Below are 327 nucleotides of genomic sequence, written 5' to 3'. Positions count from 1 at the left end.
TTTGTTAACGCTTATAAACAAGATGACTATACATGGTGGCTGATAAATAGTTATGAAAATTCAGATGTACAAGCTTGGGAAGATCAAAAACAGCCCAATGAAGGTATGCAGGTAGTTGCTGCCTGTGCCTGGTTAGAACACTTTGGTATTATTGATATTAACGATGAGCCTAACTGGGAGCTAGAAGAGTTATACATTTTAAAATATTATCACCCAGTATTTTTAAAGTTATTTGTTAAAAGGTTTGTCTGGGATGTAATGTTTCCAAATGAAGTGCTACCTAATTACACTGAGCCTAAATCAGGTGATGTTAGGCTATTAGATTAT

General features: G+C 34.6%; 1 protein-coding gene. It reads left to right on the top strand.

All coding sequences use genetic code 11. From position 1 onward, the window contains the following. Positions 1-327: hypothetical protein (locus J8L98_RS24705; protein ID WP_210998699.1), on the top strand; the 327-nt coding region annotated here is incomplete at both ends.

The sequence above is a fragment of the Pseudoalteromonas sp. MMG013 genome (genome assembly GCF_018100885.1).
GTDB lineage: Bacteria > Pseudomonadota > Gammaproteobacteria > Enterobacterales > Alteromonadaceae > Pseudoalteromonas > Pseudoalteromonas aurantia.
Note: the sequence above shows the minus strand (reverse complement) of the source record. Positions and strands in the feature narration are given on the sequence as shown.